Origin of the sequence: Thiocystis violacea (assembly GCF_016583565.1) — a bacterium.
Classification (GTDB): domain Bacteria; phylum Pseudomonadota; class Gammaproteobacteria; order Chromatiales; family Chromatiaceae; genus Thiorhodococcus; species Thiorhodococcus violaceus_A.
The window spans coordinates 56,941-81,785 of sequence record NZ_NRRF01000016.1 but is presented as its reverse complement, the minus strand read 5'-3'; the positions used below and the strand labels follow the sequence as shown (position 1 = coordinate 81,785).

16 protein-coding genes are annotated in these 24,845 nt (G+C 66.5%); 12 read left to right on the top strand and 4 right to left on the bottom strand.

Going from position 1 to position 24,845, the window contains the following annotated elements; translation table 11 throughout:
• Window positions 1-711: 711 nt before the first annotated feature.
• From CKO23_RS09265 to CKO23_RS09230, 8 genes are all read left to right on the top strand, one after another.
• A complete protein-coding gene (locus tag CKO23_RS09265; protein WP_200330293.1) occupies window positions 712-984 on the top strand; it encodes a helix-turn-helix domain-containing protein in 273 nt (90 codons plus the stop codon).
• Window positions 981-2,999: a hydrogenase 4 subunit B gene (gene hyfB / locus CKO23_RS09260; RefSeq protein ID WP_200330291.1), complete on the top strand. Its 2,019-nt coding sequence runs from the start codon at window positions 981-983 to the stop codon at window positions 2,997-2,999. Before CKO23_RS09265 ends, hyfB begins: the two co-directional genes overlap by 4 nt.
• Before the next feature lie 187 nt (window positions 3,000-3,186).
• On the top strand, window positions 3,187-4,137 hold the full coding sequence (locus CKO23_RS09255) for a respiratory chain complex I subunit 1 family protein (RefSeq protein ID WP_200330289.1): 951 nt from the start codon (window positions 3,187-3,189) through the stop codon (window positions 4,135-4,137).
• Window positions 4,134-4,826 carry a formate hydrogenlyase gene (locus tag CKO23_RS09250; RefSeq protein WP_200330288.1) on the top strand — a complete coding sequence of 231 codons (693 nt, stop codon included), beginning with the start codon at window positions 4,134-4,136 and terminating at the stop codon, window positions 4,824-4,826. The genes CKO23_RS09255 and CKO23_RS09250 overlap by 4 nt, the downstream gene beginning before the upstream one ends.
• Before the next feature lie 171 nt (window positions 4,827-4,997).
• Window positions 4,998-6,470 (top strand): hydrogenase 4 subunit F, encoded by a 1,473-nt coding sequence (locus CKO23_RS09245; RefSeq protein WP_200330286.1) that lies wholly within the window; start codon window positions 4,998-5,000, stop codon window positions 6,468-6,470.
• Entirely contained in the window at window positions 6,467-8,095 is a 1,629-nt protein-coding gene (locus CKO23_RS09240) for a hydrogenase large subunit (protein WP_207168487.1), read from the top strand. The genes CKO23_RS09245 and CKO23_RS09240 overlap by 4 nt, the downstream gene beginning before the upstream one ends.
• Before the next feature lie 242 nt (window positions 8,096-8,337).
• Complete coding sequence (locus CKO23_RS09235) at window positions 8,338-8,847, top strand: NADH-quinone oxidoreductase subunit B family protein (RefSeq protein ID WP_200330284.1); 510 nt, start codon at window positions 8,338-8,340, stop codon at window positions 8,845-8,847.
• A 15-nt stretch (window positions 8,848-8,862) separates the two neighbouring features.
• Window positions 8,863-9,660: a polysaccharide deacetylase family protein gene (locus tag CKO23_RS09230; RefSeq protein WP_200330282.1), complete on the top strand. Its 798-nt coding sequence runs from the start codon at window positions 8,863-8,865 to the stop codon at window positions 9,658-9,660.
• Between the two features lie 151 nt (window positions 9,661-9,811).
• Here the strand turns inward: CKO23_RS09230 and CKO23_RS09225 are convergent, their stop codons facing one another.
• Entirely contained in the window at window positions 9,812-14,710 is a 4,899-nt protein-coding gene (locus CKO23_RS09225; protein WP_200330280.1) for a chemotaxis protein CheB, read from the bottom strand.
• A 356-nt stretch (window positions 14,711-15,066) separates the two neighbouring features.
• On the opposite strand from CKO23_RS09225, the gene hldE reads away from it, so the two are divergent.
• The gene (gene hldE / locus CKO23_RS09220; RefSeq protein ID WP_200330309.1) at window positions 15,067-16,488 is read left to right on the top strand and encodes a bifunctional D-glycero-beta-D-manno-heptose-7-phosphate kinase/D-glycero-beta-D-manno-heptose 1-phosphate adenylyltransferase HldE; all 1,422 of its coding nucleotides are present in this window, start codon (window positions 15,067-15,069) and stop codon (window positions 16,486-16,488) included.
• Between the two features lie 37 nt (window positions 16,489-16,525).
• Entirely contained in the window at window positions 16,526-17,830 is a 1,305-nt protein-coding gene (gene waaA / locus CKO23_RS09215; RefSeq protein WP_242482323.1) for a lipid IV(A) 3-deoxy-D-manno-octulosonic acid transferase, read from the top strand.
• On the opposite strand, the gene CKO23_RS09210 is transcribed toward waaA, so the two are convergent.
• From CKO23_RS09210 to CKO23_RS09200, 3 genes are all read right to left on the bottom strand, one after another.
• Window positions 17,823-18,401: an isochorismatase family protein gene (locus tag CKO23_RS09210; protein ID WP_200330278.1), complete on the bottom strand. Its 579-nt coding sequence runs from the start codon at window positions 18,399-18,401 to the stop codon at window positions 17,823-17,825. The genes waaA and CKO23_RS09210 overlap by 8 nt on opposite strands.
• 177 nt (window positions 18,402-18,578) lie before the next feature.
• Window positions 18,579-19,259 carry a protein-L-isoaspartate O-methyltransferase family protein gene (locus CKO23_RS09205; protein ID WP_242482322.1) on the bottom strand — a complete coding sequence of 227 codons (681 nt, stop codon included), beginning with the start codon at window positions 19,257-19,259 and terminating at the stop codon, window positions 18,579-18,581.
• Between the two features lie 245 nt (window positions 19,260-19,504).
• The gene (locus CKO23_RS09200; RefSeq protein ID WP_200330276.1) at window positions 19,505-21,202 is read right to left on the bottom strand and encodes a cation:proton antiporter domain-containing protein; all 1,698 of its coding nucleotides are present in this window, start codon (window positions 21,200-21,202) and stop codon (window positions 19,505-19,507) included.
• A gap of 330 nt (window positions 21,203-21,532) precedes the next feature.
• Here CKO23_RS09200 and CKO23_RS09195 point away from each other — a divergent pair, with 330 nt between their 5' ends.
• Both CKO23_RS09195 and CKO23_RS09190 read left to right on the top strand, forming a co-directional pair.
• Window positions 21,533-23,521, top strand: a complete 1,989-nt coding sequence (locus CKO23_RS09195) for a tetratricopeptide repeat protein (RefSeq protein ID WP_200330274.1) — start codon at window positions 21,533-21,535, stop codon at window positions 23,519-23,521.
• 32 nt (window positions 23,522-23,553) lie between these two features.
• On the top strand, window positions 23,554-24,837 hold the full coding sequence (locus CKO23_RS09190) for a BPSS1780 family membrane protein (protein WP_200330272.1): 1,284 nt from the start codon (window positions 23,554-23,556) through the stop codon (window positions 24,835-24,837).
• Window positions 24,838-24,845: the final 8 nt, after the last annotated feature.

The window sequence follows — 24,845 nt, the reverse complement described above, 5'->3', positions numbered from 1 at the left end:
ATCAGATCGAGATGTGGTTCTCGATCCTGGCGCGCAAAGTCCTGCGCCGTGGCAACTTCACCTCCATCGACGACCTTCAGAAACGCATCAGCGATTTCATCGACTTCTTCAATCGCACGTTGGCCAAACCCTTCCGCTGGACCTATGAGGGAAAGCCGCTCGCAGCATGAATGATTAAACAGTCTCGGGATTTCCACTCTGTTGCACTAGACAGAAACGTGGTCTCCGATCGGTGCCTTGTCGATGCTCTGCTGATGGGACCGGCGGACACGGCTTGATCTTAAACCCCGGCATTGAGAGGGGCAATTGGCGGCTCAGGGTTGAGAGCCCCGGTAACAGTCGATGCAACTCTTAACACGGAGCAGCGTCCGCTGTCCTGGCTGCTGCGGACGCGTGCCGACGAACCCTCCCTGCCCGCTACTGGGGCTCTTGCGTCGCCGAGCGAGGAGTGCAGCCTAGCTATCGGGGCTTTTGCGCAAAACACTTTTGAATCGGTTTTCTTTTCAGAGTGTGTTCAAGTGCTAGAGCAATTTCTACTTTGACGCTAGGCGTTTTCGCATCTTTATTTCGGCGAGAAGGACCGATTTTCGGGACTTTATGATTCGTTTCGCGACTTTATTCTGACGAAACATCCGTCTCGCCCCGAACTTGCCTTCTACCCGCTCAGCTATCTAAGATAACGTCTATGCCATCACTCATGATGTCTCAGACATGATCACTGCCGCTCAGGTCCGGGCCGCGCGCGCCTTGCTGGGCATGGACCAGCGCCGGCTGGCGGAGGCGGCCGGTCTCTCGCTGCCGACCATTCAGCGGATGGAGGCGAGCGACGGTCAGGTGCGCGGCAACGTCGAGTCCCTGGTCAAGGTCGTCGAGGCCTTCGATCGCGCCGGCGTGGAGCTGATCGGGGAGGGCGCGGCCAGCACGGGCAGCGGCCGCGGTGTGCGTTTCAAGACTCAGCCGCCGTCCGAGGGTTCGGGGGTATGAGCGCGAGTCCGGCTCTATCGCTGGCCTTCCTGGCCGTCGTGCTGGGGTTGGGGTCGTCCGCGATCTCACTGCTCGCCGGACGTCAGCCGCGCGTCCTGCGGCTGTTGGCGATGCCCCTGGTCGGTCTCTGCGGTCTGGCGGCGCTCGGTGCCGGCGTGCTCGCCCTGACCCAGGGCGGCAGCGTCTCCGCGACCCTGCCGCTCGGGCTGCCCTGGATGCCCTGGCATGTGCGGCTGGACGCGCTGTCCGGTCTATTCCTGATGGTGATCGGTCTGGTCACCAGCGTGCTCGGGCTCTACGGTCCCGCCTATGTCCGCAGCTTCGAGTACGGACGTGACTCGCTGGTGGCGCTCGGCGGCTTCACCGGGCTCTTCCTCGTCGGCATGCTGCTGGTGGTGCTGGCGGACGACGCCTTCCTGTTCATGGTGGCCTGGGAGCTGATGTCCCTGTCCTCCTACTTCCTGGTCGCCTTCCAGCACGAGAACGCGGCCAACCGGCGCGCGGCCTTTCTCTATCTGCTGATGGCCCATATCGGCGGGCTGACCATCCTGCTCGGCTTCGGCGTGCTGGCGGCCTTCGGCGGCGGTTTCGACTTCGATGCCATGCGCGCGGCGACGCTCTCGCCGGGCTGGGCGAGCGTCGCCTTCGCGCTGGCCTTCGTCGGTTTCGGGATGAAGGCGGGCTTGGTGCCCATGCACGCCTGGCTGCCGGAGGCGCATCCGGTCGCGCCCTCGCACATCTCGGCGCTGATGTCGGGCGTCATGCTCAAGGTGGCGGTCTATGGCTTCATCCGCGTGGTGCTGGATCTCAACGGCGAGGTGCAATGGTTTTGGGGCGTGGTCCTGCTCGCCGTCGGCAGCGTCTCGGCGCTCATGGGCGTGCTCTTCGCGCTGATGCAGACGGACCTGAAGCGGCTGCTCGCCTATTCGTCGGTCGAGAATCTGGGGATCATCTTCATCGCGCTTGGGCTGGCGCTGCTGTTCCAGGCGACGGAGCACAGCATGCTGGCGGCGCTGGCCCTGGTTGCGGCCCTCTATCACGTCATCAACCACGCGCTCTTCAAGGGGCTGCTCTTCCTGGGCGCCGGCGCCATCCTGCACAGCACGCACGAGCGCGACCTGGAGCAGATGGGCGGACTGCTGCGCCGCATGCCCTGGACCGGGTATTTCTTCCTGATCGGCTGCCTGTCGATCTCGGCCCTGCCGCCCTTCAACGGCTTCGTCTCCGAGTGGCTGACCTTCCAGGCGGCGCTCCAGGCGTGGCAGCTGGAGAGCGGCGTGCTGCGCAGTCTGATCCCCATCGCCTCGGCCGTGCTGGCGCTGACGGGCGCCCTGGTCGCGGCGACCTTCGTCAAGGTCTACGGCGTGGCCTTCCTCGGGCAGGCGCGTAGCCGGCATGTGCGCCGCGCGCGCGTGGTGCCGTTCGGGATGCGGGCTGGGCAGGGCGTGCTGGCGCTGCTCTGCGTGCTGCTCGGGGTGCTGCCGACGCAGGTCATCCATCTGATCGACCCTGTCGCCACGGAGCTGCTCGGGACGGGCATGCCACAGGCCGGCGCTAGCGGCTGGCTCTGGCTGACGCCGATCTCGGCCGAGACGGCGAGCTACAGCGCGCCGCTCAGTATCCTGGCGCTGGCGCTGATCGCCGGTCTGGCCATCTGGTGGTTCAAGCGGCGGACGGTCCGTGGCGTTCGCCGCTGCGACCCCTGGGACTGCGGATTCGCCGCGCCGACGCCGCGGATGCAGTACACCGCCACCGCCTTTGCGCAGCCGGTGCGTCGGGTGTTCGGGCTGCTGTTCGAGATCGAGGAGGACCGCACGACTGGGGAGGATGGTGTGCAACGCTATCGGCTTCGGTTGACCGACCGGCTCTGGGGGTTGGTCTATGCCCCCGTGGCGCGGGGGGTGGAGTCGGCCTCGCGGCGGGTGGTGCGGCTGCAGTCGGGCAATGTGCGGGTCTATCTGGGGTGGACCCTGGCGACGCTCCTGGTGCTGCTATGGATCATCTCAGGCGCATGAGCGTGGATTCGAGAGGCTTGCCGATGCGGCTTCCAGGCGTCTGCGTGGGAATGCCGGCTGCCCGCTCCTGCGCCTGGCGCATGGTGGGAGCGGCGCCTCGCCGCGACCAGGGGCGCGGGGCTCGTCGCGGCGGGGCGCCGCTCCCACGACGCGCCCAGCCTCGGGGGCCGGGGAAAGGACGGCAGCCATGATCAGCGCCTGGCTCATCGCCCTGCTGCAGGCGCTGCTCTGCGCGGCCCTCGCGCCGCTGCTGGTCGGCTGGGTGCGCAAGGTGAAGGCGCGGCTGCAGAACCGTCGTGGCGCCCCCGTCCTTCAGCCTTACTCTGACCTGCGCAAGCTGCTGTTCAAGGAGACGCGGGTGGCGCATACGGCCTCGCCACTGTTTCGCATCGCGCCCTATATCGTCTTCGTCGCGACCTGGCTGGCGGCGGCCACCGTGCCGCTGATCGCGCTGGATCTGCCGACGGCGCGGATTGCGGACATCATCGTCCTGGTCGGGCTGCTGGCGCTGGCGCGTTTCTTTCTCGCACTGGCCGGCATGGACGTGGGGACGGCCTTCGGTGGCATGGGCGCCTCGCGCGAGATGATGGTCTCGGCGCTGGCCGAGCCGGCGATGCTGATGGCGGTCTTCACCCTGGCCATGACCGCGCACAGCACCAGTCTGGTGAGCGTCATGGAGCACCATCTGGCGGACGGCTTCGTGCTGCGGCCTTCCTATCTGTTCGCCTTCGGGGCGCTCATCCTGGTCGCGCTGGCGGAGTGCGGACGCATCCCGGTCGACAACCCCTCGACCCATCTTGAACTGACCATGATCCACGAGGCCATGATCCTGGAGTACACCGGCCGCCATCTGGCGCTCATGGAGTGGGCGGCGCAGATCAAGCTGCTGCTCTATGGCGTGTTGGTCGCAAACCTCTTCTTCCCCTGGGGCATCGGGGCGGCCTTTGGTCCGCTGGCGCTCGGGATCGGGCTGGCAGCGGTCGTCGTCAAGCTGGGTGTGCTGGGCGCGGCCCTGGCGGTGGGTGAGACGGTGCTGGCGAAGATGCGGCTTTTTCGGGTGCCGGCCTTCCTCAATCTGGCGCTGCTGCTGGGGCTTCTGGGGCTCTTGAGCCATGTGATCCTGGAGGTGGGCGCATGAGCCTCACGGCCATGACCCTGCTCCAGCAGTTCGTGCTCCTGCTCGCGGCGCTGGCGCTCTTTCTCTCCTTCGTGCTGCTGGCCCAGCCGCGCCTGGTTGCCGCCATCCATGTCTTCGCCTGGCAGGGGGGGCTGGTCGCGGCCGTGACCCTGACCGTCGCCATGGCCGGAGATGCCTCGCACCTCTATTTCTCCGCCTTGCTGACGTTTGGGCTCAAGGCGCTGCTGATCCCCTGGATGCTGCACCGGCTCACGCGCCGGCTCGGTCTGGCGCGCCACACGGAGACGCTGACGCGACCGGCGCTGGTCATCATGGCGGCCGTGGTGCTGGTCATCTTCAGCTACTGGGTGGTGGTGCCCATGGTCGCGCAGGGGCTGGCCTTCACGCGCAACATCATCGCCGTGAGTCTGGCGGTGGTGCTGATCGGGCTGCTGATGATGGTCTTTCGCCAGCAGGCGGTGGCCCAGGTGCTGGGCTTCATGTCGATGGAGAACGGGCTCTTTCTCGCCGCCGTCTCGGCGACCGCCGGCATGCCGCTGGTGGTCGAGCTGGGCGTCGCCTTCGACGTGCTGGTCGCCATGGTGCTGTTCGGTGTCTTCTTCTTCCAGATCCGCGAGAGCATCGACTCCCTGGATGTGGACCGGCTCAATCGGTTGACGGAGACCAATGAAGTCGAGGGAGCGTCGTAGGATGGGCAAAGCCCGTGATATGCGGTTGCAATCGAGCCGCCAAGCGATGTCGGGCGTGCCCATCGTTCAGGCGCCGGAGCGGGCAGGATGGGCACGCCCGGCAGGCCGCGAGGCTCGCTCGAACGCTTGGAGCGCGGGCTTTGCCCATCCTACGCGGGGGGCGCTCCCCGGATGAGCGCGCTCATGCTGACGCTGCTTGCGCCCCTGATCGGGGGCGTCGCGCTGATTCTGACGCGCGCGCCCGGGCCGGCCGGGTGGCTGAATCTGGGGGTGTCCGCGCTGACCTTTGGGGGGGCGATCTGGTTGGCGCTCTCGGTGGGTTTGCAGGGATCTCTTGAGGGCGCGGGCTTTCGGGTGGACGCCTTCAACGTCTATCTGGTCGTGCTCACGGCCTTCGTGGGTATGACCACGTCGATTTTCTCCCGACCCTACATGCGCCACGTCTGCGCCTCGGGCCGGATCAGCACCGGCAGTCTGCGGATCTATCACGGCATGTATCAGGCATTCATGCTGACCATGCTGGTGGCGCTGACGACCGACAACCTGGGCGTGCTCTGGGTCGCGGTCGAGGGTGCAACGCTGGCGACCGTGCTGCTGGTCTCGCTCTACCGCACGCCGGAGGCGGTGGAAGCGGCCTGGAAGTACTTCATCCTCTGCGGTGTCGGCATCGCCCTGGCCCTGTTCGGCACGGTGCTGACCTACTTTGCGTCTCAGCATGTGGTGCAGGACCCGGACGCTGGCCTGACCTGGAGCGTGCTCTACGCGAACGCCCATGCCCTGGATCCCACGGTCATGCGCATCGCCTTCGTCTTCCTGCTGGTGGGCTACGGCACCAAGGTCGGGCTGGTGCCCATGCACCAATGGCTGCCGGATGCGCACTCGGAGGGTCCGACGCCGATGTCGGCGGTGCTCTCCGGGCTGCTGCTCAACGTCGCCCTCTATGCGGTGGTGCGGTTGAAGATGCTGGTCGACGGCTCCCTCGCCGAGACCGCGACACCGCACCTGGCGGGCAGCCTGCTGATGGGCTTCGGGCTGGTGTCCTTTGTGGTCGCCGGACTCTTTCTGCACCGCCAGCGCGACATCAAGCGGATGTTCAGCTATTCGTCCATCGAGCACATGGGGCTCATGACCTTCGCCTTCGGGCTGGGCGGGCCGCTCGCGACCTTCGGCGCCCTGCTGCACATGCTGGTGCATTCGCTGACCAAGTCGGCCATCTTCGTCACCGTCGGCCACGCGACCCACATCGCCGGCACTCAGGCGATCGACCGCATCCGCGGGCTGATCCGCACCCAGCCGGCGGTGGGCTGGTCATTGCTGATCGGCGTCACCGCCATCGCCGGCTTCCCGCCCTTCGGCGTCTTCACCAGCGAGTTCCTGCTGCTGACCGCGACCATGCAGTCCTACCCCTGGCTCACCGTCGTGCTCCTGAGCGGTCTGGTGGTCGCCTTCGCGGGACTCTTCAGGCATCTGCATCCGATGGTCTATGGCACGGCGCCCGAGGGGCAGCAGCCGGTCCAGGCCAACATGCTGCCGGTGCTGCTGCATCTGGGCCTGGTGCTCTGGCTGGGGCTGGCGATCCCGAGCTTCCTCGCCGCCTGGCTGGATAGCGCGACCCAGCTCATCACGGGGAGTCATCTGCTATGACCGGCGCTGAGCGGATCCGCCGATTCGACTGGCTGTCGGAGTATCTGGCCCGCCTTGAGGACGAGCACGTCATCGCCCAGCATGGCGACGCCCTGGCGCTGCCCCCGGCCCATCGGCTGGAGCTGGACCCGGAGGACTGGGCACCGGCGGCCAAGGTTGCGGCTGGGATGGGGCTGAGGCACGCCGGGCTCTGGGCGGATTGTCTGGACGATGCCGCGTCGACCGAGGAGGGGCCGTGCATCCGGGTACAGGCCTGCCTGGAGTATGGCGGGGACTATCTGGTGCTGCAGACCGAGGTGCCCATGAGCCGGCCGCTCCTCGCCTCCCAGGCGACGAGCTACCCCGGCGTTGCTCGGCTGGAGCGGCACGCGCATGACTTGACCGGCCTGGAGCTGACCGGACAGCCGGATGGGCGTCGCTGGACCCGGCACCAGGCCTGGCCTGAGGACCGCTTTCCGCTGCGCAGCGATTTCCCGCGCGCGGGGGAGACACCGGGCCGCACCCCAGCGGATGCCGACTATGCCTTCACCCGCGTCCAGGGGACGGGTGTCTACGAGATCCCGGTGGGCCCGGTGCACGCCGGCATCATCGAGCCGGGCCACTTTCGTTTCCACGCCATGGGGGAAGATGTCCTCCAGCTCGAGGAACGGCTCGGCTACGTCCACAAGGGCATCGAGAAGCTCGCGGTCGGCCGTGACCCGGCGGCTCTGGCGCGGCTCGCCGGGCGCCTGTCCGGTGACTCCAGCGTCGCCCACGCCTGGGCGGCCTGTCAGGCCATGGAGCGGGCGACGGACTGCATCGTTCCGCCGCGCGCCCTGGCGCTGCGCGGGCTCATGGCCGAGCGCGAGCGGATCGCCAATCACCTGGGCGACATCGGCGCCATCTGCAACGACGTCGGCTTTGCCTTCGCCCAGGTGCAGTGCGCGCGCCTGCGCGAGCTGTGGCAGCGGCGTAGCCTGGCGCTCTTCGGGCATCGACTGATGATGGACGCCGTCGTTCCGGGCGGCGTCGCGTGCGACCTGACCGACAAGGCGATCGAGGAGCTTCAGCGGGACCACGCCCAGATGAAGGTCGCGATCGAGCCCGTCTTCGACGTGGTCGAGGACCACCCCTCGCTGGACGACCGGCTGATGAGCACCGGGGTTCTGTCCGAGGCCGACGCCCGCCAGCTCGGCTGTACCGGTTACGTCGGCAAGGCCAGCGGGCAGGGCTTCGACCTGCGCCGGGACACCCCCTACGCGCCCTATGATGCCGTGGCCATGGACGCACCCCTCATGACCGAAGGGGACGTCGCCGCCAGAGTGACGGTTCGGATGGCCGAGGTCCGCAACAGCCTGCGCTGGATGGATCGGCTGCTCAAGGTGCTGCCCGGAGGCGCCCTTGCGGTGGATCTGCCGCCGGCTGAAGAAGGCGCCATGGGTCTGGGTGCGATCGACGGTTGGCGGGGCGAGATCCTCTGCTTCGTGCGCTTCGGTGCTGATGGCCGCATCGCGCGCTATTTCCCGCGTGATCCGAGCTGGTTCACCTGGCCCGCGCTGGAGCGGCTGATTCTGGGCAACATCGTCCCGGACTTCCCGGTCTGCAATAAATCCGTCAACGGCTCCTATTCGGGAGAGGATCTGTAGACCTGTAGGATGGGCAAAGTCCGTGGTTTGTAGCTTGCGTGTTGCTGCGAGGCTTGGCGGACGTGCCCATCCTGCCAGGCGCCGAGCGGGGAGGATGGGCACGCCCGTCATGCGGCGGCGCCCAATCTCAGCCAAGGATTGCGGGCTTTGCCCATCCTACGAGCTGGGCGATGGACGACGAGGTCCTGAATCCGGACTGGTTTCCCGACGCTTGAGCCGCTTGCCGCGGAGCTTGGAGATAGATGTTTCGAATCCTCAAACAGTCCCTCAAAACCGGCGTCATTACCGAGACGCCCCCGGACCTCGCGGACGCGGAGTTGGAGCGCATCGGCGTCGAGCTGCGCCGAACCATCGAGGCGCGCCTTGGGCGCAGCCTGGCCATCCGCCAGGTCGACGCCGGCTCCTGCAACGCCTGCGAGCTGGAGATCCATGCGCTCAACAATGCCTACTACGATGTCGAGCGGTTCGGCGTCCGCTTCGTCGCCTCGCCGCGTCATGCGGATGCCCTGCTGGTGACCGGGCCGGTTTCGCGCCACATGGAGATGGCGCTGCGCCGCACCTGGCGCGCGACCCCCGCGCCGAAGTTCGTCATCGCGGCGGGGTCTTGCGCCTGCACCGGGGGTGAATTCGGCGTCTCCTACGCGAGCTGTGGGGCGGTGGAGAACGTCATCCCGGTCGACGTCAAGATCCCGGGCTGTCCGCCGTCGCCGCTGGACTTACTCAAGGGTCTGCTGGGTGCGCTGCGTGTGTAGACCGATGGGGCGCCGATGACCAAGTCCGGCATCTCTATCCTGATGTACCACCAGGTCGGTGAGTTCGCGCCCATGAAGGCGCATCGGGCGAACTATTGCGACCATCGCCGGTTCGCCGCGCAGATGGGTTTCCTCGCGCGACTCGGCTATAGCGTTCTCAGTTTGGAGGAGGCCCTGGCCTGCCTCGCCGGCGAGCGGCCCACGCCGCCGAAGTCGGTCGTCCTGACCTTCGACGATGCCTATGACAACTTCGCCGACTACGCCCTGCCCGTGCTTCGGCGTCACGGCTTTCCGGCGACCCTCTATGCCATCAGCGGTTGGCTCGGACGCAGAGCCGAATGGTTCGGCAAGGATCCGGGCCGTCCCGTCCCGAGCCTGATGAGCGGCGCGCGTCTGCGCGAGATGCGGGCGGTCGGCGTCACCGTCGGCTCGCACACGGCCAATCACGCCAAGCTCGGGGAGGTCGATTCACCGACCAAGCGCCGCGAGCTTGAGGACAGCAAGGCGGCGCTCGAAGACATGCTCGGCGAGCCGGTCGCGCACCTCTGCTATCCCTTCGGCAGCTTCGACCGCGAGACCGTCCAAGCCGCCGCCGAGGTGGGCTATCTGAGTGCGACCACCTGTCTGCGTGGCGCCGCGACGGCGGAGGATCACCCCCTGGTTCTGCCCCGCAAGGCGATCTCCTATGGCGACAACCTGCTCGGCTATTGGTGGAAGCTGGCGCTGAAGAATGCGCCGAAGCCGGCGCTGGTGGACTGGCGGGCGCGCATGGCCGGCGACCTCGGCGCCGATATCCATTGCAAATCCCAATGAATACTTTGGGATAAACGAGCACCTGACCGCGCTATCGCTTCACCCCGGATCACCGGCTGCATCTCCATCATGCTGATCGCGCCCGGAACCGAGCACGCCACACTCCGATAGGCAGCGTCTTCAGGCCGGCCCCCTCAGCGGTTCCGACTACTCAGCTCTTCCGACTTTTCAGCTGCTCCAGCAGGTGCCGGATCAGCAATCCGAAGTCGATCGGCTTGGCGATATGCTCGACCATGCCGGCGTCCAGGCAATGCTGACGTTCCTCGGCCATGGCGTGGGCCGTCTGGCCGATGATCGGCAGCCGGGGGGCGAGCTTCAGGATCTCGCGGGTTGCGGCATAGCCGTCCAGTACCGGCATCTGAATATCCATCAAGACGAGGTCGTAGGCGTTGGGGCCATCCTGGGCGATCCGGTCGACCGCCTCCTGGCCGTTGTTGGTCAGCACCACTCGGGCGCCGGCGGCCTCCAGATTATCCTGCAGCACCAGTTGATTGATCGGTTCATCCTCGGCGATCAGGAGCCTCAGCCCCGCCAGCGGCTGCGCGGGCTGGGGGTCGGCAGAGGGCGTGGGCGCCGGGTCCGGGGCCGCGACATAGGGAATCCGGAGCGTGCAGGTCGTGCCCTGGCCGGGCTGACTGTCGATCAGGATGCTGCCGTCCATCAATTTCAGGAGGCGCTGGCTGATCGCCAGACCCAGGCCGGTGCCGCCATAACGGCGGGTGGTCGAGCCATCGGCTTGCTGGAACGGCTGGAACAGGTTTGCGAGCTGCTCGGGGGTCATGCCGATCCCGGTGTCGGTGATCTTGAGCACCAGTTGGTCCGCCTCCCGGTCGGCGGACAGCAGGACGTCGCCGGCGTGGGTGAACTTGATGGCGTTGGTCAGCAGGTTGAGCAGGACCTGGCCGAGGCGCAGCGGATCGGCGAGACAATACCGGGGCAGCGTCTTGGTCACCTTGATCCGTAACCGCAGGCCCTTTTGTTCAGCCCGCTCCCTGGTCAGCTCGATCGCCTGCCTGAAGATCCCGAACAGGTCGCACGCAACCTGCTCGATGGTCAGTTTGCCCGCCTCGATCTTGGAGAAGTCGAGGATGTCGTTGACCACGCCCAGGAGGCGCTGGCCAGTGTCCTGGATCTGCTGGAAGGCATGGCGCGCCTTGTCGCTGTCCTGGTAGTTGCGCAGGCCGATTTCCGCGAACCCCAGCACGCCGTTCATGGGGGTGCGGATCTCATGGCTCATGTTGGCGAGGAACTCGCTGCGCAGGTGGGCGAGATTCTCGGCGGCGGCCAGTGCCCGCTCGCGGGCCGCGGCGGCGGCCCGTTGCTCGCTGATGTCGACGAAGCTGACGACCGCGCCGGTGACGAGATCGTCCTGCACCATGGGGTGAGTGGCGAACAGGACCGGGATGGGGTGGCCGTCGCGATGCCAGAGCACTTCAGTGTCGCTGCGGGTCTCCCGCCCGAGCTTCAGGGCCTGATGGCTGGGGCACGCATCGATCGGATAGGGCGAGCCGTCGGGCCAGCTATGGTGGAACAACTTATGGGCACGCTGACCGATGGCTTGCTCCTTGGGATAGCCCAGCAGATCGCAGGCAGCGGGGTTGATCATGGTGATCCGGCCCTCGGGGTCGATAGCGTAGAGTCCGTCGGCGCTGGAATCGAGGATATGGCTGGTCAGGGCTTCGGTCCGATGCAGCGCGGCCGTGCGTTGCTCGACCAGGTCATCGAGGTGGTGGCGGTGCTGCTCCAGCTCGGCCTCGACCGCTTTGCTGGCGGTGATGTCCCTGGAGATGGCCAGCAGCTTCGTGATCGCGCCGTCCGCTTCCTGGATCGGCGTAATGAGGACGTGCCACCATTTCGCGATCCCTTTCGTGGTTGGGGAATGGCCCTGAAAGCCACCCACCTCGCCCCGCGCGGCTTGTGCGACGGCTTCGCGCGCGGCGTCGCGATCCGCCCCTTCCCAGAACTCGAACCATGAGCGGTTGAGATAGCTGTCGATCTCCTCGATGTCCAGCAGCCGCTGCCCGCCGGGGCTCATGAATTCCAGCCGGCCCTGCAGGTCCAGCACCTGGATGCAATCGCTGGAGCTATTGATGATCGCGGACTGGAAGGACTCGTTCGCCCGCAGCGCGTCCTCCGCCCGTTGGCGCTCGGTAATGTCTTCGCCGGACGCGATGGTGCCGGTGATCCGGCCCTGATCGTCGGTGAGAACGCCGGTGTGCCAGGCGATCAGGCGCTCGCTGCCGTCGCGGCAGACCACGGGGCTTTCGTGGCTTTCGTAATGCTCCGCCGCCACGCTTTCGCCGGCCATCAGCTGTCGGTACAGCGGCAGTACGCCAGTCTCGACCAGGGCGGGAGGCAGGCAGATCTCGAACCAATTCTGGCCAAGCAGTTCCGCTTCGCTGTAGCCCAGCAGGTCGCAGCCGGCACGGTTGATCATGGTGATCCGGCCGTCGCGGTCCAACGCCACCATCAGGGTCTGCGTGGTGCTCAGATAACGTTGCATCCGCGCCTCGGACGCTTCGAGCGAGCGCTGCATGCGGCTCATCTCGCTGATGTCCACGTAGGTCAGGGTCAGGCCGGCGATCCGCTTGTTGACGTCGCGGAAGGGTGTGATGCGCCGCAGATAGGTTTTGCCGGCGTCGTCGCTGACCGTTTCTTCCCTGAGGTTGTTGTCGGCCAGCACGGTCGCGATGTCGTTGAAGAGTTTCTCGTCCGGCAGGATCGGCTGAAAATCGCGCAGGTTGCGGCCCAGGTCGCGGGGGACCAGCGGAAAGATCTCCATCGCCTTGGGGGTGAACAGACGGATCTGTCCGGATTCGTCGAGAAAGATGGTGGCGATCTCGGTCGAGCCGATCAGGTTGTTGAGGTTGCTGGTGGCGGTGTTGAGTTCGAGGATCTTCTGCTCGTGCTCCGAGTTGACGCTGTAGAGCTCCTCGTTGACCGAATGCAGTTCCTCGTTGGTGCTCTGCAGTTCCTCGTTGGCGGCCAGCAACTCCTCGTTGGTGCTCTGCAATTCCTCGTTGCTGGTCTCCAGCTCCTCGACCGTGCTCTGGAGGGATTCGCGGGTCTGCTGCAGTTCGACCTCGAGATGCTGGATCTGCGAGGCCGAGAGGTTGTCGATCTCGACCGGACCCAACGACGAGGTCAGCTCGACCGCGGCTTCACGGGCCTCCACGGTCTGCTCTTCGAGCAGGATCATGGACAAGGGCTCGCTGTCCTGGCTCTCCGGTATGGGTTCGACGGTGATATTGAGCAGGACGTCCCGGTCGCCGCAGCGAACCAGGATGCTTTTCATGGTGACCGCGGACTTGGTCTGCTCGGACTTGCGCAGGGCCGTCATCATCGCCGAACGCAGCGGCCCATCGGCCATCGCGAACAGCTCATTGGTCACCCGGCCAGACGGCGGGTTCAGATAGTCCGAGGCGTTGCCGAAGACATGCAGGGCCTCCTTCTGCTCATTGACCAGGATGCCCGCAGGAATGAAGCGGGCCAACAGCGCATCGTAGGCACGCCCCAGACGGAAATCCCGGTTGCCCTGGCTGCGCAGGCCACGGGACGGCGCATAGGGCAGCGGCGTGCGCAGCTCCGCGATCAGGTGATCGTCGCGCTGCTTGGCGTAGAGCTTCCAGTGCTGGTCGACGGTGCGGAATTGCTTGGCCATCTCCCCCAGGCCCTCGCTGGGCCCCAGGAACAGGAAGCCATTGAGCTTCAGCGAGAACAGGAAGAAGGCCAATGCCCGCATTTGGCCGGGGGGTTGCAGGTAGATCATCAGATTGCGGCAACTGACCAGGTCGATCCGGGTGAAGGGCGGGTCGCGCAACAGATTGTGCTCGGAGAAGATCAGCGCCTTGCGCAGATCGGCCGTGACCTTGTAGGTGCCATCCACCTGCTCGATGAAATACTTGTCACGCAAGACGGCCGGCATCTCGCTGAGTCGGTCGGCCTCGTAAATCCCTTCCGCCGCCTGCTGCAGGGACTCCCGGTGCAGGTCCGTGGCCAGGATCTTGAGCCGCTGCTTGCGCTGCAAGGATTCGATGGCCTCCAGGAAGAGGATGGCGATCGAATAGGCCTCCTCGCCAGTGGAGCAGCCGCAGTCCCAGATCCGGACTTCCTCGTCTGGATTGAGCTTCTCCAGGATCTCCGGGATGACATTCCTGGCCAGCGACTCGAAGGCCTCCGGGTCGCGAAAGAAGCGGGTGACGCCGATCAGCAGGTCCTTGTACAGCAGGTTCAGCTCGGCCGGGTCCGTCATGACCCGGCGGCTGTATTCCTCGACACTGATGTGCTCGGGATGCAGCGCGATGCGCCGCTCGATGCGGCGGGAGATGGTCTGGGGTTTGTAGAAATTGAAATCGATGTCGAAGGCTTGCTTCAGCCGGGAGAAGATGGTCGGTATGCCCTCATCCGGTGCCTCCTGCTGGGCCGGCAGCTCGAACTCCTTGATCGGGTTGCTCTGATAGGCGGCGAGCACCTCGGGCATTTGCTCGGGCGGCAGCACGACATCGACGGCACCGGAGGCAATGGCGCTATGCGGCATGCCGCTGAAGCGCGAGGAGTCCTCGCTCTGGGCAATGACCAGTCCCCCTCCCGCGCGTACGTCCAAGGCCCCGGTGGTCCCGTCGCTGCCGGTGCCGGAGAGGATGATGGCGATCGCCTTGTCGCCCCACTCGGCCGCCAGGGAGTGGAAGAAGGAATTGATGGGCAGGCTGAGCACGCGTTCGCCGGTGCGTTCGGTGCTGACCAGTTCCTGGCCAGCCACCACCATGTCCATCTTGGGCAGCAACAGATAGACGGTGTTGGGCTGGATGGTGACACGATCCAGTACCGGGATGACCGGCATCGCCGTGTGGCGCTCCAGTTGCTCGCCCATCAGGCTCTTGAAATCGGGGGAGAGGTGCTGAATGACCACGAAGGCCATGCCGGTATCGACTGGCATCGCCCGGAACAGCCGTTCCAGGGCTTCGAGGCCCCCGGCCGAGGCGCCGATCCCGACCAAATACGGCATGGTATCCAATCCGAATTTGGCGCCATCGTTGGTGAATTGTGGCATGGAGGATGGGTTCTCCGCGTTGGGATGGAGGGGAGCGAGAGCGCTCATGGCGGTTCCTTGACCGGCTGGCGGTCATTCCGCGTCCATGGGCGCATTCGAGACTGCGGCCGCCGAGCCAGCGCGCGCCTCAGGCGAATTCCCGCAATGCGCTTCCCCGCAAGACCCGACGCTTAGTATGGGGTAAGTCACCTGCTCGTGAGGCAAGTTTAGTCTCGACGCCGGGTGGCCGCGCCCATCTTGCCAGGCTCGGCACTGGGGTGATGGGTACGCCCGGATCCGCGCGCCCCGGAATCCGGTAGAATCGAGCTGCGCCGGGCGCGCCGGCGCCTGGATCACCGGAGCCGACCTTGAGCCACATGCCCGCCACCGCCTTTCCCGATTTCAGCCGTGCCCGGGTTCTGGTGGCCGGCGACCTCATGCTCGACCGCTATTGGACGGGGGCGACCCGTCGCATCTCGCCGGAGGCTCCGGTGCCCGTGGTGCATGTGGGTGCGGTGGAGGACCGGCCCGGCGGGGCGGCCAACGTCGCGCTCAATTTGGCCGCGCTCGGTGTGACAACCAGTCTGGCCGGCGTGACCGGCGCGGACGAGGCGGCGGACATCCTGGCCGCGCGGCTGGCCGCCCAGGGCATCGAGGCACGGCTGCACCGCCGGGCGGATGTGCCGACCATCACCAAGCTGCGGGTGCTGAGCCACCACCAGCAACTCATCCGGCTCGACTTCGAGGCGTCTCTGGCGCCGCTGGAGGCGGATCCCATGCCCGGCCTGATCGAGGCCGCGCTTGCGGACGCGCATCTGCTGCTGCTCTCGGACTATGCCAAGGGTACCCTGGCGGACCCGCAACCCCTGATCCAGGCCGCGCGCGCTCAGGGCAAACCCGTGCTGGTCGATCCCAAGGGGAGAGACTTCCGTCGCTACCAGGGCGCCACCCTGCTGACCCCCAACCGCGGCGAGCTGGAGGAGATCGTCGGCGTCTGCGACGACGACGCGATGCTGGTCGAAAAGGGCCAGCGCCTGCGTGCCGGGCTGCGGCTCGACGCCCTGCTGGTGACCCTGGGCGAGCGTGGCATGCTGCTGCTGCGCGCGAACGCGGATGCCCTGCACCTGCCGACTCAGGCGCGCGAGGTCTTCGACGTGACGGGCGCGGGCGACACCGTGATCGCGACCCTGGCCGCCGCCCTGGGCGCGGGCGTGGAGCTGGCCGAGGCCTGTGCCCTGGCCAATTGCGCCGCCGGCCTCGCGGTCGGCAAGCTCGGGACCGCCACGGTGACGGCCGCCGAGCTGGAGCGGGCCTATCAGGGCGTCGAATGGCAGCCGGTCCTCGACCGCGCGGCATTGGTCGCCGCCGTGGCCGCGGCGCGGGCGGCCGGCGAGCGGGTGGTCATGACCAACGGCTGCTTCGACATCCTGCACGAGGGCCATGTCGCCTATCTGCAGCAGGCGCGGCGACTGGGCGATCGGCTGATCGTCGCCGTGAACGACGATGCCTCGGTGCGCCGGCTCAAGGGCGAGGGGCGCCCCATCAACCGTGTCGAGCAGCGTATGGCGGTGCTTGCGGGGCTGGCATCGGTCGACTGGGTCTGTCCCTTCGGCGAGGACACGCCGGAGTCGCTCATCTGCGCGGTCAAGCCTGACATCCTGGTCAAGGGCGGCGACTACCAGCCCGACCAGATTGCCGGCGCCGACTGCGTGCGGGCGAACGGTGGCGAGGTGCGGGTGCTGGGATTCCTGCCGGGGCGCTCGACGAGCCGGATCATCGGGGCCATCCGGGAGCGCTGAGCTTGGCCCGCTCAGCGTTCAGATGACCCACGTTCAGATGCCCCAGGTTCAGATGTCCCTCCGTCTCTATTCCACGCTCCTGCGTCTGGCGTTGCCGCTCGCCTTGGCGAGACTCTATGTCCGCGGCATCAAGGCGCCCGCGTACCGACGCCGCATCGGGGAGCGCCTGGCGCTCGGTCGGCCGGCCCCGAGGGCGGAGGTCTGGATCCATGCCGTCTCGGTCGGCGAGGTGCAGGCGGCGGAGCTGCTGATTCGGCGCCTGCGCCATCGCGATCCCGAGACCGCGATTCTGGTGACGACGACGACGCCGACTGGCGCGGCGCGTCTGCGTGACCTCTTCGGCGACCAGGTCGCGCATCGCTACACCCCCTATGACCTGCCCGGCATCGTCGCGCGGTTTCTCGATCAGGTGCGCCCGTCGCTGGTGGTCGTGATGGAGACCGAGATCTGGCCCAATATCCTGGCCGCCTGCGCGCGGCGCGGGCTTGCGGTCGTCCTCGCCAATGCGCGGCTATCCGCGCGCTCCGCGCGCGGCTATGCGCGCCTGGCCGATCTGACCCGGCAGACGCTGCGGTGCTTCAGCGGGATCGCGGCGCAGTCGCCGGCCGACGCCGAGCGGTTCCTGGCGCTGGGCGCGGATCCGCAACGGGTGCGGGTAACCGGGAGCATCAAGTTCGATCTGCGCCAGCCCGCCAGTCAGCGCGAAAGCGCCGAGAGCCTGCGGCGCGGCTGGGGTGTCGAGCGTCCGGTCTGGGTGGCCGCGAGTACCCATGAGGGCGAGGAAGGCCCGGTGCTCCAGGCCCATCGGCGGGTGCTGGAACATCTGCCGAACGCATTGCTGGTCTTGGTGCCGCGGCACCCGGAGCGTTTCGAGCGCGTCGCGGGGCTGGTGTCCCGGCATGGCTTCTCGCTCGCCCGGCGCAGCCGCCGTGATCCCTGTGAGGCGCGGACCAGGGTTCTACTCGGCGACACCATGGGCGAGCTGCCGGCCTTTCTCGCGGCCGGGGATGCCGCCTTCATCGGCGGCAGTCTGGTGCCGACGGGTGGGCACAATCTGCTGGAGGCCGCGGCGGCTGGCGTGCCTGCCGCGGTGGGGCCTCATACCTTCAACTTCGCGGCCATCACCGAGATGCTCGTGGAGCAGGGTGCGGCGCGGCGCGTGGCGAACGCCGATGAGCTGGCGGAGGTCATGCAGGCATGGCTGGGCGATGCGGCCTTGCGCGCCCAGGTGGGCGAGCAAGGCCGTGCTCTGGTCGAGCGCAATCGCGGCGCGCTGGAGCGTTTGGTCGGGGTGATCGACGACTCTTTGGGGCGCGTGGGAGACGGGCGCGCGACTACTTGAAGAGTGACCAGACGGCGCGGAACTGGGCGTCGGTGGAGTCGCCGATCCACTCGAAGCCGACGGATTCGGTGCAGACGACCTGAATGCCGCTGGCGCGCATGCGGTCGAGCACGTTCTGCTTCAAGGCGGGCTTGCGCGAGATGATGCCGTCGGCCGGCACGAAGACCTGATAACCCCAGCGTTGCAGGCCGGAGACGGTCTGGGCGATGCAGATGTGCGCCTCCATGCCGACCACGACGAGCTGACGGCGGTCGGGGTGCAGGGAGATGTTGCGTTCGAAGCCGGGCGCGGTGCAGCAGGAGAAGGCGGTCTTCTCGGTCGGCTCGTGGACATCCGGAATATTGCCGCGGATGTTCTCGATGATGGGGCCGAGCCCTTTGGAGTTGTGCTGGGTCGCGATCACCGGAATGCCCATCACCTTGGCGGCGGTGAGCAGGCGGTTGATGTTGTCGACCACGACCTCGAGCTCGTCCGGCGGCATGGCCGCGGCGAGGCGTTCCTGGGCGTCGATGATGAGAAGCTGCGACGCGCTGCGTTGGCACAGTGGCATGTGGGCCTGTTGGACACTCATTGGCCTGTCCTCCGAAATCGTTATACGTCAATGCTTCCGCCGATACGGGAGCCGAGCGAGTGTGCGCTATTAGCCTTATCAAAATCAAGGATTGGCAAAACGCATAGTCGGCGGCCGATGTGGCGTCTCGCGCCCCTTTGCAGCTGCCTGCCGCGGCTTGAATGGCGGGCGGCGGCGTCAGAACTCGAAGCCGGCTGGCTCCGCGACGTTCTTGAGGGGCGGCACGAAGGTCTCGAAGAGGGCCTCGCGACGGAAGTCGTCCTTGCTCATGCGGCGGATGCGCAGGCATGTCATGACAGGCGCTTCGCCCAAGACGCAGAACAGCCGGCCGCCGATCGCGAGTTGTGCCTGCAGCATGGGCAGGGCCGCCTCCGTCGGCATGGAGCCGGTGACGGCGATGGCATCATAGGGGGCGCCCGGCATGGGCATGGCGAGGCCGTCGGCTTCCCGGATATCGACGTTTTTCACCTTGAGCGCGGCCAGCCGCTCACGCGCGGCGCTCGCCAGGGTCGGGTCGATCTCGATGCTGGTCACGCGCGCGCCCAGGCGACTGAGACAGGTCGAGACATAACCCGTGCCCGTGCCGATCTCGAGTGCCTTGTCGCCGGGATGCACCTGCAGTGCCTGCAGCAGGTGGCCGACGAGCTTGGGGTGGAGCATGCAGCTGTCCTCGCCGATGGGGATGTCGATGTCGGCATAGGCCAGGGCACGATAGGCATCTGGGACGAAGGACTCGCGCTGGATCTCGGCCATGACGTCCAGCGCGCGGTCGTCCAGGACGCCCCATGGCCGGACTTGCTGCTGAATCATATTGAACCGAGCAAGCTCGCTGCTGCTTTCCGTCGTCGGGTTTTCCATCGTCGAAGTGTCCTCGAATCAGTCGTTTGTGAATTAGTTGCTTGTGAAACAGTCGCTTATGAAGCAGTCGCTTGTGAAGCGGTCGTTTGTATCCAGCGGCGAAAAAGCCTACTGAGTTTGGATGGTCAGGGCAACCTGCGGGGCGGTGCTTGCGCGACGGGGCGTGGGAGCGGCGCCCCGCCGCGACGAGGGCGCCGAAAGACGGTGAGCGACGCGGATATGCCAGTGACGGGCCGCCTCGCCGTTCATTCCACCGGCGCATAATTCTGGCTGCGCACGCCCTGCAGCAGCGAATCCACGTCCTCGGTGGCGACCCCGAGCATTTCCAACGCCTCGGCGCCCAGCCGGAGGCTGCTCTCGATCGCCTCCGGATAGGCGCGTGTCGCGCCGGCCCGCAGCAGGCTCCCGCACGCCTCCAGATCACGCGCGCGGGCAATCACCGGGATCTGTGGATAGGCGTTGCGGATGTGCGAGACCGCCCGCAGCGCCGTGGGGCCATGGTCGATGGTCAGGACGACCAGCGAGGCGTTGTCGATATGGGCGGCCGCGAGCAGCTCCATGTCGCCGATGTCGCCGTAGTAGACGGCGCGTCCGTCGCGCACGCCACGCTCGACATTGGTCGGGTTGGTGTCGAAGGCGATGAAGGGGATCTGGTTCACCTCCAGCAGGGTCGCGATGGTATGGCCGACGCGCCCGTAGCCGGCGACCACCACGCGCCCCTTGGGCTGGACGCCCGTCGCCTCGTGGTCGAAGCACTGTGGCGCCGTCTTGCGCCGCTCGGCGCGTCGCGCCAGATCGTCACCGATGCGCACCAGGATGGGCGTGAGCAGCATGCTGACCGAGATCACGCTGACGGCGATCACGAAGGTCGACTCGCCGATCACGCCCATGGCCTTGGCGAAGCCGAAGAGCACGAAACCGAATTCGCCGTTCTGCGCGAGCAGGAAGGCAACCCGCGTCGCCACCCCGCGCGGCAGTCCGAACAGCAGCGCGATCAGGAAGAGCACCACGAGCTTGATGGTGACGATGACGATCACATGCTGGGCGAGCAGCAGGGGCTGGGCGGCGATCGCCGGCAGGTCGATCGACATGCCGACGGCGACGAAGAAGAGGCTCATCAGCAGTCCTTTGAAGGGCTCGATGTGGGCCTGGATCTGGAAGCTGAAGCGCGAGGTGGACAGCAGCATGCCCATCATGAAGGCCCCCAGCGCCATCGAGAGCCCGGCCTTGTGCATGGCCCAGGCGGAGAGGAAGACCGCCAGCATCACCACCAGGGCGAAGGCCTCGCGGTTGCTCTGCCGCAGCAGGCGCTCCAGCGCGAAGGGGACCACGTAGCGGCCGAAGACGATCACCAGCGCGAACATGCCGATCAAGGTGAGCGCTTGCTCTCCCAAGGGCAGCTCGGGCGATGCGGATCGCAGATCGGACAGCAAGGGGACGATCGCCAGCATGGGCACCACCGCCAGGTCTTGCATCAGCAGGATGGCGAAGGCGCAGGTGCCGTGGCGGGTGGCGAGATCCCCGCGCTCATGCAGCAGTTGCATCACCAGTGCGGTCGAGGACAGCGCCATGGTCAGGCCGATGATGAGCGCGGCCTCCCAGGACGCCTCGTAGAAGGAGATATAGGCCGCGATGCCGATGCCGCAAAGCAGGATCTGCACCATGCCCAGGCCAAAGACCTCGCGCCTGAGCGCCCACAGGCGCTTGGGCTGCATCTCCAGCCCGATCATGAAGAGCAGCAGGACCACGCCCAGCTCGGTGAAGCTGCGCACGTCGTCGACGTGCGCGGTCACATAGGGACCGGGTGAGTGCGGACCCACCACGATCCCCGCGACCAGCAGACCCAGGATGGATCCCAGCCCGAGGTGCTTGAAGAGGGCGACGGAGAGCGCCGCCGCTGTCAGCAGCACGATGGCGGAGAAGACGAAACTCTGTAATTCCATCCGGGAACTGTATCAAGTTCCGCTCGGGTGCGTGCTCGAAGCGCGCATCCGTCGGAATGGCTGGTCCGCGGTGGTGGATTTCGCGAAGGAGGTCGCATCGCTGATCGACACAAAGCCGAAGTCGCGGGGTACAATGCAGGTTGGCCGACTAGAGGGTTGTGCGTGTTCCTTAAAGGTTATGCGTGTCCCTGATGGTTGGCTTGCACAGTTTCGCCGCACATCAGAGTCTCGGCGATGGTTCTAGGCCGCGTAGCAACGCAAGTATGTCGATCCTGACAAGCGGAGGTCGCCGGCACGCTCGGCAGCCTCACCCCAGCGGAGGAACCTGACATGTTCCACCAAGAGACGGCCGACGCCGAGCATTTCGAGCAGGTCATCGTGCAGGCTGTCCGCCAGATCCTGACGCGGCCTGATCAGGTCGCCTTCCTGCGTTGGGCGCGCACACGCATTCCGGAGATTCTCGGTCTGGCGGATGCGCACCTGGATTCGTTCGAGATCCAGCGTTTGGCCGCGCTGCTCGCAACCGTGATCTGGAATGCGACGCCGCAACCGATCAACGGTTTTCAGCCCATCCCCATGGAGACGCCTCCCCCGGAGTCGCTCTGCTCCTGCGGCTCGGGTCTCCCCTATTCCAGTTGCTGCGGCAACGTCGACGACATGCCGGAACTCTCCAGCGAGCTGATCTGGGAGGTTCTCCTCGACGAGCTGCCCGAGCGCGCGCTGCGCGAGGCGCTGGCCTTGAATGCCATTCCCGGTCCGCTGCTCGCCAAGATCGCGGATCGCTGGCTGGACGAGGATCGACCGGGTCGGGTCGTCACGCTGCTGGAGCCGCTCTTCGCCGGCTCCCTCGATGAGCTGGATGCACGCTACGAGCCGGCGCTCGATATCCTCTGCGATGCCTATGATCGGCTCGATCATTGGCGCAAGAAGCTCGTGTTCCTCGATCGGGTGTGCAACGAGGGCGGCCGCGCCATGCAGGCCGCCGCCTGGCAGCGTCGCAGCACCATTCACATCGATGAAGGCGATTATGCTCGGGCCGAGACCGCCTTCACCGCGGCGCTGCGCAGCAACCCGGACAATCCGAGCACGGCGCTGTTGGAGATCACCCTGCTGGCCGCGCAGCACAAGGACTGGCTGGCGCGGGAGCGCGCGCGCTTCTGGCTGCACAAGCTGCGCCGGCTCGGCTACGGGGACGAGGGCTTCATGGACTTCCTGGAGCGTGCCGTCACGGATCCTCAGGAGGCGATGGTCAGCAGCCATGCGGATGCGTTGGATCCGGTGCTGGTGGATCTCAACGACTGGATGTCCGTCATCGCCGCCAGGCCCTTGCCCAGCTACGCTTTGGCCGTCGTCAAGCCGCCGCGTGCCGCGCCGCGTCGGGCCGACCAGCTCGATCTCTTCGATACCGCGGACGACCTCCCCCGGCGTCGGAGCGGATTCGGGGCGCGGGTCGACCCGGTGGATGCACCCTCAATGGGCGCGGCGGTTGCGCGGGGGCTTCCGGTCGAGCTGCGTGCGCCGGCCCGCGTGCGTCAATTAGAGTCTTTCTGGCGGGCGCTGTATCCGTCGGACAAGCCCGTCTCGACCCATCTGACGCTCCTGGACGGTGCCGATGTCTGGGCCGATACGGCCTGGGTCGACTATCTCCTCGGTCACCCGGAGGCCGCGGACAGCCTGGAGGTGCTCGACGATCTGGCGACCGCGCTCTACGAGCACCCGGAAAGCGCGCTGCCGTGGATCTCCCACGCCCTGCTCCGGCCGCTGCTGGATCGGGCCTGGTCGGTCATGGACGCACTCTTGCCGCTGGGCGACCCGCGCTACATCCCCTGGTCGGTGAAGGGCAACCGCTCGGCATTGCGGCTGCTCTTCCGGCGCTACCTGTGCCAGGTTCAGGAGGGGCAGCCGGGTGGCGCCATCGAGACGCTGGAAACCCTTCTGCGCCTGAACCCCCAGGACAATCATGGGGCACGCGCCGAATTGATGAACCATTATCTGCGCGACGGCGAAGACGAGCGCGCATTGGCCCTGGCCCAGCGTTTCCCGGAGGATCTGCTGGCGGACTTGGCCTACGGCGAGGTGCTGGCGCTCTATCGGCTCGGGCGCCAGGAGCGCGCGCGTTCCGTGCTGAAGACGGCGATTCGGCGACTGCCGCGCATTCCGCATTATTTGACACGCAAGCGCATCAAGCAGCCGCGTCTGAGCCCGCTCGGGATCACGCCTGGCGGGGATGATCAGGCATGGCTGTATCGCGAGGCCATGCTGGACGTCTGGGCCGCGGAGCCCGGGATCCTGGCTTGGCTGAAGCGCTGCGCCATTTGATAACACCGCTCCACCGCACAGAGGAGACCCTCATGGATGCACAGTATCGAATCCTGTTCTCAGGCAACCTCATGCCGGGGCAGGAACTGTCCGACGTCGTGCGTCGCTTGGCCAAGAAATTTCGCATGAAGGAGGAGACCGCGCGCGACTTGGTCCTCAAGGGTGGGGGTCGTGTGTTGAAGCAGAATCTCAGCGCGGAAGAGGCCGAGCGTTATCGGGGCGCGATGACCGCGGTCGGGCTGGTGATCAGCATCGAGCCGCAGGATGCCGCGGCGCCTCAGGGCGAGTCCTTGCTAAAAGCCTATCCAGAGTCGAACGAGGTCTCCAAGCAAGACCCGCGTGTGCAGCTCGTCAAGCCCAGCGCGCAGGAGCGTAGCGAGTCTGACGGAGACTGGTCGACCTGTCCGAAGTGCGGTGCCAAGGAGGTCTCCGACCTGACCGGCGTATGCCAGGCCTGCGGCGTGGTGGTGGAGCGCTACCTGGAGTCGCACGGGAAGTCCTCCTCAGGTCAGGGTGCGGGCGCCGCCGCGAATCCCTATGCCCCGCCGCAAGCCGACCTGACACCGCCGCCGATCGGCGAGGGTGATGATACGCTCTACCCCCCGCGTTCGGTCGGGGCGGGTCGCGGCTGGAACTGGATCGTCGATGCCTGGGGTCTGTTCAAGCAAGCCCCGGGCACTTGGGTCGGCGCATTGCTGCTGTTCTATCTCATCGTCATCGTGCTCAGCATCGTGCCCTTCGTCGGCAGCCTGGCGACCACCATCCTGGGTCCGATGTTCACCGCCGGCCTCATCATGGGCGCGCACGCCCAGTATCGCGGCGAGGGTTTCACCGTGAGTCAGCTCTTCGCCGGAATCTCACGGAAACCCGGCCCACTGGCCCTGGTCGGCGTCGTCTATTTGCTGTTCGCGCTGCTCATCGGGCTCGTCATCGGCGGCCTCTTCTTCGTCATGATCGGGACTTCGGGCATGATGACCAGCGGCGCGGCGATGAATCCGGCTGACCTCGAGGCCATGGCAACCGCGCCTTCCGTCCTGCTGCCGGTGCTGTTCGCCATGCTCCTGGGCATCCCCCTGGCGATGGCGATGTTCTTTGCGCCGGCGCTCGTGGCGCTGAACGACGTGCCCGTGCTGCAGGCCTTCAAGCTCAGCTTCATGGGTTGCCTGAAGAACATCCTGCCCTTCCTGGTCTATGGCCTCATCGCCATGGTCCTGGTCGTTCTGGGCATGCTTCCCCTCATGCTGGGTTTGCTGGTCGTCCTGCCCGTGCTCACCATCGCGCTCTACACGGCGTATCGCGATCTCTTCTATCGCTGAGTCTTGGG